The organism is Armatimonadota bacterium (assembly GCA_031459715.1).
Classification (GTDB): Bacteria; Sysuimicrobiota; Sysuimicrobiia; order Sysuimicrobiales; family Humicultoraceae; genus Humicultor; species Humicultor tengchongensis.
The window spans coordinates 1-6,794 of the sequence record JAVKIA010000061.1; the positions used below are offsets into that span (position 1 = coordinate 1).

The 6,794-nt window shown below is 67.0% G+C and carries 8 protein-coding genes; 3 read left to right on the plus strand and 5 right to left on the minus strand.

The genetic code is table 11. The features are described 5' to 3' along the window. From QN152_13480 to QN152_13490, 3 genes are all read right to left on the minus strand, one after another. Positions 1-660, minus strand: a 660-nt coding sequence (locus QN152_13480) for a cyclase family protein (protein ID MDR7540515.1), incomplete at its 3' end; no start/stop codon positions are given. 38 nt (positions 661-698) lie between these two features. Beyond that, positions 699-2,009: a hypothetical protein gene (locus QN152_13485; GenBank protein ID MDR7540516.1), complete on the minus strand. Its 1,311-nt coding sequence runs from the start codon at positions 2,007-2,009 to the stop codon at positions 699-701. Then, positions 2,006-2,980 (minus strand): helix-turn-helix domain-containing protein, encoded by a 975-nt coding sequence (locus tag QN152_13490; protein MDR7540517.1) that lies wholly within the window; start codon positions 2,978-2,980, stop codon positions 2,006-2,008. Before QN152_13490 ends, QN152_13485 begins: the two co-directional genes overlap by 4 nt. Positions 2,981-3,183: 203 nt before the next feature. On the opposite strand from QN152_13490, the gene QN152_13495 reads away from it, so the two are divergent. Continuing rightward, a complete protein-coding gene (locus tag QN152_13495; protein MDR7540518.1) occupies positions 3,184-4,392 on the plus strand; it encodes a cytochrome P450 in 1,209 nt (402 codons plus the stop codon). A gap of 2 nt (positions 4,393-4,394) precedes the next feature. Next, the gene (locus QN152_13500) at positions 4,395-4,619 is read left to right on the plus strand and encodes a ferredoxin (protein MDR7540519.1); all 225 of its coding nucleotides are present in this window, start codon (positions 4,395-4,397) and stop codon (positions 4,617-4,619) included. A gap of 9 nt (positions 4,620-4,628) precedes the next feature. On the opposite strand, the gene QN152_13505 is transcribed toward QN152_13500, so the two are convergent. Continuing rightward, complete coding sequence (locus QN152_13505; protein MDR7540520.1) at positions 4,629-4,901, minus strand: NifU N-terminal domain-containing protein; 273 nt, start codon at positions 4,899-4,901, stop codon at positions 4,629-4,631. A gap of 9 nt (positions 4,902-4,910) precedes the next feature. Beyond that, positions 4,911-5,813 carry a nucleotidyltransferase domain-containing protein gene (locus QN152_13510; GenBank protein ID MDR7540521.1) on the minus strand — a complete coding sequence of 301 codons (903 nt, stop codon included), beginning with the start codon at positions 5,811-5,813 and terminating at the stop codon, positions 4,911-4,913. Positions 5,814-6,132: 319 nt separating this feature from the next. On the opposite strand from QN152_13510, the gene QN152_13515 reads away from it, so the two are divergent. After that, on the plus strand, positions 6,133-6,794 hold a 662-nt coding region (locus QN152_13515), incomplete at its 3' end, for an ABC transporter substrate-binding protein (protein ID MDR7540522.1).

Genomic DNA, 6,794 nt, shown 5'->3' on the forward strand with positions numbered 1-6,794 from the left:
CTTGCCGTAGAAGTGGGATTCCCAGAACCTGCCGCGCACCCCGCTGGCGGCTTCCCGGAACATTACGTCGAACGGACGGTCCAGCCCCCAGGCGTCGATACCTATCACCTTCACGCCGCGCTCAACCAGGTACTGGGTGGCGCTGCGTTCCAGCCCGGGGTGCAGCATGTCGTAACCGGGCTGCTTGAAGGCCTTCCATGTGTCGGTGCGAACCAGGGCGATGTCGTAGGGCTTGATAGCATAACCCATCGCCGCCAGAGAGGCCTCCACATCCGCCGCAGTGATCCCCTCACCGCGCTGCTTGTGCGTCATGTCCAGCACGAAGGCGTCGCTGAAGAACCACCGCAAGGGCAACTGCTCGATGGTCTTCGCCGGTTCGCCACCGGATGTGGGACCATAGTGATAGGGGGCATCAATATGGGTCCCGGAATGCGACGAAAGTGTGGCCACTTCCACGGCCCAGGCATGGCCATCTGGAAAGAGGGCGGGGAGCAGACTCTGGTCAACCTTAAAGACGTCCACGGTCATGTGCATGCCCTGCACGTGGTCGACGTACTGGATCTGGTGGCGGTTGGGCTCGAAAGCGCTGGTCTCATTTTCCAGCGTGTCGCTCAGGTCGATGAGCGTCACCCGAGTGCGGCCCACAATGTAGCTCTCCATGGTTCTCCCCCTCCCGCTGCGCAAACCCGGCCAGGCCGCTACCGCTGCGCAGGGGATCGAGCCGCGGATCCGGGCGCCGCCGCTTCTGCGCCCAGCACCTCGCGGATGATGCCCTGGTAGACTGCCGGAGGCAGCGCATTCTTCAGCCGCAGAGCCACGGTCTTCACCTGCCGCACGATCTCTTCCACCTGCTCCGGGGTGGCGCGCAGGCCTTGCTCCTCCAGCGTCATCTCCACGTAGTGACGGCCGGTCCCGCGCCCGGCCACCAGGCTGGGTCCGTCGCGTCCCACCAGCGCCGGCGGGTAGGGAAACAGCGCCACCTCTCCCAGGGGCGTCGCCCGGAACTGCCGCAGGATGTGGATGACGATACCTGACTCGACCTCAAACAGCCCGGGGCCGACGATAGGCTTGTTGGAGGCCGGCCGGATCTTGGAGATTTCAGCCACCATCTGGGACAGCCGGTAGAGTCCCTCCAGCTGGATTCCCGTGGGAACGCCCAGCAGGTGTTCGCACGCCACCGCCACCTCCTCCGTGGCCACATTGCCGGCGCGCTCACCCAGGTTGTTCACGGAGCAGTGCACCTCATCAACGCCCGAGGCAACGGCCATCATGGTGCTGGCAGTGGCCTGGCCGTAGTCATTGTGAATGTGCAGGCCCAACGGCGTCTCCGGGAACCACTGGCGGAGCCTGGAGATGAAGAACCGCATGGCCAGCGGGTGCGCCATGCCGAACGTGTCTGAGACGGTGATGCGGTCGATGGCGCCACGCTCGATGATCTCGCCGAAGAAACGCTTGATATAGTCCAGGCTGGGGATGCGGAAGGTGTCCCAGCCCATGAACTCCACGTACATACCGGTTTCATCCTTGGCCCGGCGGGAGAAGACTACGATCTTCTCGATCAGCTGCTCCGGGGTCATGTTGTATGCGTACTTGATGAGGAACGGGTTAATACCGAACTCCAGAACCATTCCCGGTGCGCCGCAGGCAATGACCGCCTGCAGATCGTCGTCGCGCACCCGTACCAGCGGGGTCACCCGCGCCCGCAGTTTCATCTGGACCAGCGTGCGGATCACCTCGCGGTCCTCCTCTGTGGCCGGCAGGCCCGGTTCAATGGATGGGATGCCGATTTTATCCATCTCCTGGGACAGGAAGAGCTTCTCTTCTACGGTAAAGGCCACACGTGCGGTCTGCTCTCCGTCGCGCAGCGTCACATCGTGGATCACCACCCGCGCGGGAAGCCTCATTTCCCCTCGCACCTCGGGGAGATAGTTTAGCGGCGAAACCCATCGGCCCGGGCCGAAGTACGGGCCGTCCAGCGTAATGCCAAAGGCCTCTGGTACTGCCATCATCGTCCTCCTTCCCCCAGGGGATCACTATGGCCAGTCCGGATGCGTGCCCACCCGCCGCCCCCACGCTTCGTCTTAGTTCCTGGGGTCCCGCGGGTAAACCCCCGCACGGTCGAGCCGGCACCGGCCGCCTGACCCGCGCTCACAGACGGTGGCAGGGGCGCTGTGGGAAGCACCCGGTCCGCCGTGACATCAAGCAGGAGCTCCAGCTCCGGGCCGTAGGTTGCATGCAGCAGGCCAGCAAACCGGTAGTAGAGCTTGTTGGCGTAGATGTCGTGCCGGATATAGTTGCGGATAGTCCGCAGCACGGCTGGATTCGATGTCCAGACGCCAGACCACCTGCCGCCGGAGTGGTCCATCATCAAGCCCGCGGTATCATCGGCCACCACCAGCATCTGGCCCCCGTGGCGCTCGTAGACGGTGCGCAGCATCACGTGGTGAACCGTAAACCCGACCTCCAGGTCAGGAGCGTCGAACAGCATGGCCGCAATGTGCACCCCCTGCTGGTGCGCCTGGTACAGGCTCTGCTGCAAGGCCAGCGCCTGATCCCGCCACGCGCTGAGGTAAAGCTCCCGCTTCGCTTCCGCGATGATCCGCCGTGCCCGGTCCAGTAGAAGATCGTAACCTTCCAGGTGCCACAGCATCTCGCGCCAGGGACGCGCCGCAGTCGGTCGCAAACCACGGCGAATCGTCGCCGCTACGGTCCGAAACCGGGCTTCCCGCAGGTTAAGGAATTCATCGGCCGGCAAGGGGACGTAGGTGACCGGCCGGCCGTCGACGAGGGTGACGAGCCCCCGATCCAGCAAACGCCTCAGGGATGCGTAGACCTTGGCTGAGGGTACGCCGGAGCGCTGGCTGATCTGATTCCCGTTGGCCGGATAGGCCTGGTGCAGGGCAAGGTAGACACGGGCCTCGTAGTCCGTGAGCCCCAGCTCACGCATGGCCTCAAGGAGGCGGGCGGCCGAAGGACGCATTGGTTACCTACTACCGAAGTAGTAAGGACTTTTCTGCGCGGGCCGGTCCTCACCCTGCCGGCCGTGAGGAAATTCCAGCGGCCGGCCGCCCCTCCCACGCCCGCCCCGGGACGTGGCCGGCCAGGAGTCCCCGTAAGGCCCGCACGGCAGCCGGAGCCATGGAGTACAATTTACTGTCAAAGGCCCGGGAGGGGGGATCGGCGGTGTTGGTCCAGGATGACCTGCTGGCACCCGAGGTGGTGCGGGACCCTTACACGTACTTCGCCCGCCTGCGCCAGCTCGACCCCGTCCACTGGAACGAGCGGTGGGGCGGGTGGCTGGTGACGCGGTATGACGACATAGTGCGGGCGTTCCGCGACCCCGCGCGGCTCTCCTCGGACCGCATGGCCCACTTCCAGCAGGAGCTCTCCCCCCACGACCGGGAGAGGCTGCACGTCCTGATCCGCTACTTCTCCCGGTGGCTGGTATTCACCGACCCGCCATACCACACCCGGGTGCGCATGCTGGTGAACAAGGCCTTCACCCCCACCAGCGTGGAGCGCCTGCGGCCCCGGGTGCGGGCTATCGTCTCCGAGCTTCAGGACCATGTGGCGCACCGGGGGCACATGGAGTTCATCCGCGACTTCGCCTTCCACCTTCCGGTGATCGTGATCTCCGAGTACCTGGGAGTGCCGCCGCAGGACCGGGAGGCGGTGAAGGAGTGGTCCGACGAGACCTCGCGCATCTTCTTCATCCGGGCGGACGACCCCCAGCGGCGGGAGCGGTCCCAGGCGGGGTTGGTCAAGCTCCTGGAGTACTTCGAGCCCCTCATCCACGCGCGGCGGCGTCACCCGCGGGACGACCTGATCTCAGCGCTGGTGCAGGCGGAGGAACGGGGGGACCTGCTCAGCCACGATGAGCTGCTGGCCACCTGCACAGTCCTGCTGTTCGCGGGGCACGAGACTACCACCAACCTGCTGGCCAACGGCCTGCTGGCCCTTTTACGGCACCGCGATCAATGGGAACGTCTGGCCCGCGACCCCTCCCTGGCCGCTTCAGCCACGGAGGAGCTGCTGCGGTACGACGGTCCGGTGAAGGCCACATTCCGCTGGGCCAGGGTGGACGCGGAGCTGGGTGGCAGGACGGTCCGGGCGGGCGACCGGATGCTGCTGGTGCTGGCCTCAGCGAACCGAGACCCGGAGCGGTTCCCGCACCCCGACCGGGTGGACATCACGCGGAACCCCAACCCCCACGTGGCCTTCGGCCACGGCATCCACGTGTGCCTGGGGGCGCCCATGGCCCGGCTGGAGGGTCAGGAGGCGTTCGCGGCGCTGGCGCAGCGCTTCCCGGGCATGCGCCTGGCCACCGACGAGCTGGAGTACCACCCCACCATCGTCTCCCGGGCGCTGGCCGAGCTCCCCCTGGAGTGGTAACCGTGGCACGGCGGCTGCGCATCCGCGTGGACTACCACCGCTGCGTGGGCTCCAGCATCTGCGTGCTCACCGCACCCGGGGTCTTCGCCCTCAACGACCGCGGCCAATCCGCGGTGATAGACCCCGCCGGTGACGGCGTGGAGAAGATCCTGGAAGCGGCCGAGGGCTGCCCCACCCTGGCCATCACCGTGGAGGACGAGGACAGCGGCGAGCGGCTGTTCCCTTAGTCCCCCAGCCTATGACAGCGAGCTTTTGATAACTTCCTCCGCCCGGGGGACGATGGCTTCCCAGGAGGCCGCCGGGTCGCGGGTGATGGTGATGAAGTCGTTCAGCACGAAGACCTGCACCACGCCGGGGATCTCCAGCAGGCGGCGGGCCAGCGGCAGCTCCCCCGCCTCCGCCGCGCTGCGGAAGGTGCGACTGCGCCCCTCGGTCAGGCGGCGGTTGGTAACGAACTTCATCGCGTTGACGTTGGGGGTGGGCTGTACATCCACAGTGACCTGATCCATGTGCGCTCCTCAGTGCACCCAGGGTTCGGTCTCGCCGCCCGGCAACTCAGCATACCACGCGGCCAGCCGGGAGAAGGTGATGATCGGGGCCAGGGTGGCGCGCACGCCACCTGTCACCCGCTCCGGCGAGACCAGACCGCTGCCGGTGATCAGCGACCAGCGCAGCTCCACCGCCGCGGCCAGCTGGAGGGCCAGCTCGGTGGTCAGCAGGTCGGCGTCTGCCAGGGGGAGGAAGACCTCCCAGCGGCGCGGCGGGCGCGGCACCTGGAACATGTTGAGCATGGCCTTGGCGATACCGGTAGCCGCGCCGGCGGCGTTGGAGAACCAGCCGATCACCTGACCCAGCCGCTTCGCGTCCCGCACCGGGGACTCCGGGTCGCGCGTCGCCTTGTCCAGCATGGCCACCGAGCCCAGGATGCGGGCCAGCCGCCAGCCGATCCGGATCGGGTCCAGGTAGCGCGGGGGCTGAGGGAGCATGCGGCCGTCGCCCGAGGCCAGGCCGAAGCCCAGGGTGCGTACCTGCAGGATGGCTTCCTTGGCCTGCGCCAGCAGCGCGCCCCGCTCCCGGGCGATGCGCTCCTCCGCCTGCTGGACAAAAGCCCTCCTGCCCGCGGCGTCATTCTCCACCAATAGCGTGCCGCCCCGGAGGATCTCGTAGATGACCGGCAGGATGTGCGTGTTCAGGGCGAAAGGCATGAGGATGCCTGGTTCGCCGCCCAGGGGGTTCTCCTCGGAGAGGTGCTCCAGGTAGGTACCGATGGCCTCCTCGCTCATGTGGGGGCGAAAGACCAGGGCCACCTCAATGTCGGTATCGGGCCAGGAGCGGTCGCCGCTGTAGGTCCCGTAGAGGTAGGCGGCGGTTACATCAGCCTCGCCGCTGAAGAAGGCGCGCACGGACTCGATGGCCTTCATCACCCCCATCATACTACCGAGGACGCACCTGTTGATGCGGAGGGGCTGCGATGAAGGCCGCGGAGGTAACCTCAAAGGGGTGTGTAAATAGGTGAAGGCGGTGTACCCTTCCGGTTGACAGCAAACCAGGGTCCGTGGAACCAGTATTTAAAGACCAGCCGGGAACCCAAAATGCCGTGGCGGCCCTGGTCCTGGTGGCCACCCCGCCGGCCGGGACCGGTGCCCAGGCCCGGGTGGGGGGTGGGTGGATGTCATCCTGGCGGTGGAGTAGCCCAGCGACGCCTCGGCCATTACCCGGCTGGAGGCCAACGACATCCAGGTGTGGTTTTCCGGCACCTCCAACCCCGAGCAGCGGGCGCGCCTGGAGCGTGTGCGGGGGCTGACGTCGGCGACCTCCTACGGCCTCTACCACGAACTGACCCTCAACCCGGTAGGCCCGGTCTTTCCCAACACCGACAAGCTCAACCCGTTCGCCGTGCCCCGGATCCGGGAGGCGCTGAACTGGCTCATTGACCGCCGGCACATCGCCAGCGAGATCATGGGCGGTCTGGGCTCGCCCCGGTATTTCCCCATCGCCACCGTCTTCCCCGACTACGCCCGCCTGGCCGACGTCGCCCGGCGGCTGGAGCTGGCCTACGCGCCCAACCCCGAGCGCGCCCGCGCCGTCATCACCGAGGAGATGCAGAAGCTGGGCGCCACACTGGTGGGCGGCAAGTGGCAGTTCCGGGGAGCGCCGGTGACCCTGACCTTTCTGATCCGCACCGAGGACGAGCGCCGCCGGATCGGCGACTACATCGCCGGGCTGCTGGAGGCCATCGGGTTCACCGTGGAGCGCCGCTACGGGACCTCCCGGGACCTGGCGCCTCTGTGGATCGGCGGGGACCCCGCCGAGGGACGCTGGCACCTGTACACCGGCGGGTGGATCACCACCCTCATCAGCCGGGACGAGGCCGACAACTTCGACTTCTTCTACACCAAGCG

Excerpts from the sequence above, each read along its gene's own strand:
- QN152_13485 (MDR7540516.1), bottom strand. The coding sequence starts at position 2,009 with ATGATGGCAGTACCAGAGGCCTTTGGCATTACGCTGGACGGCCCGTAC.
- QN152_13490 (MDR7540517.1), bottom strand. The coding sequence starts at position 2,980 with ATGCGTCCTTCGGCCGCCCGCCTCCTTGAGGCCATGCGTGAGCTGGGG.
- QN152_13505 (MDR7540520.1), bottom strand. The coding sequence starts at position 4,901 with ATGGATCAGGTCACTGTGGATGTACAGCCCACCCCCAACGTCAACGCG.
- QN152_13510 (MDR7540521.1), bottom strand. The coding sequence starts at position 5,813 with ATGAAGGCCATCGAGTCCGTGCGCGCCTTCTTCAGCGGCGAGGCTGAT.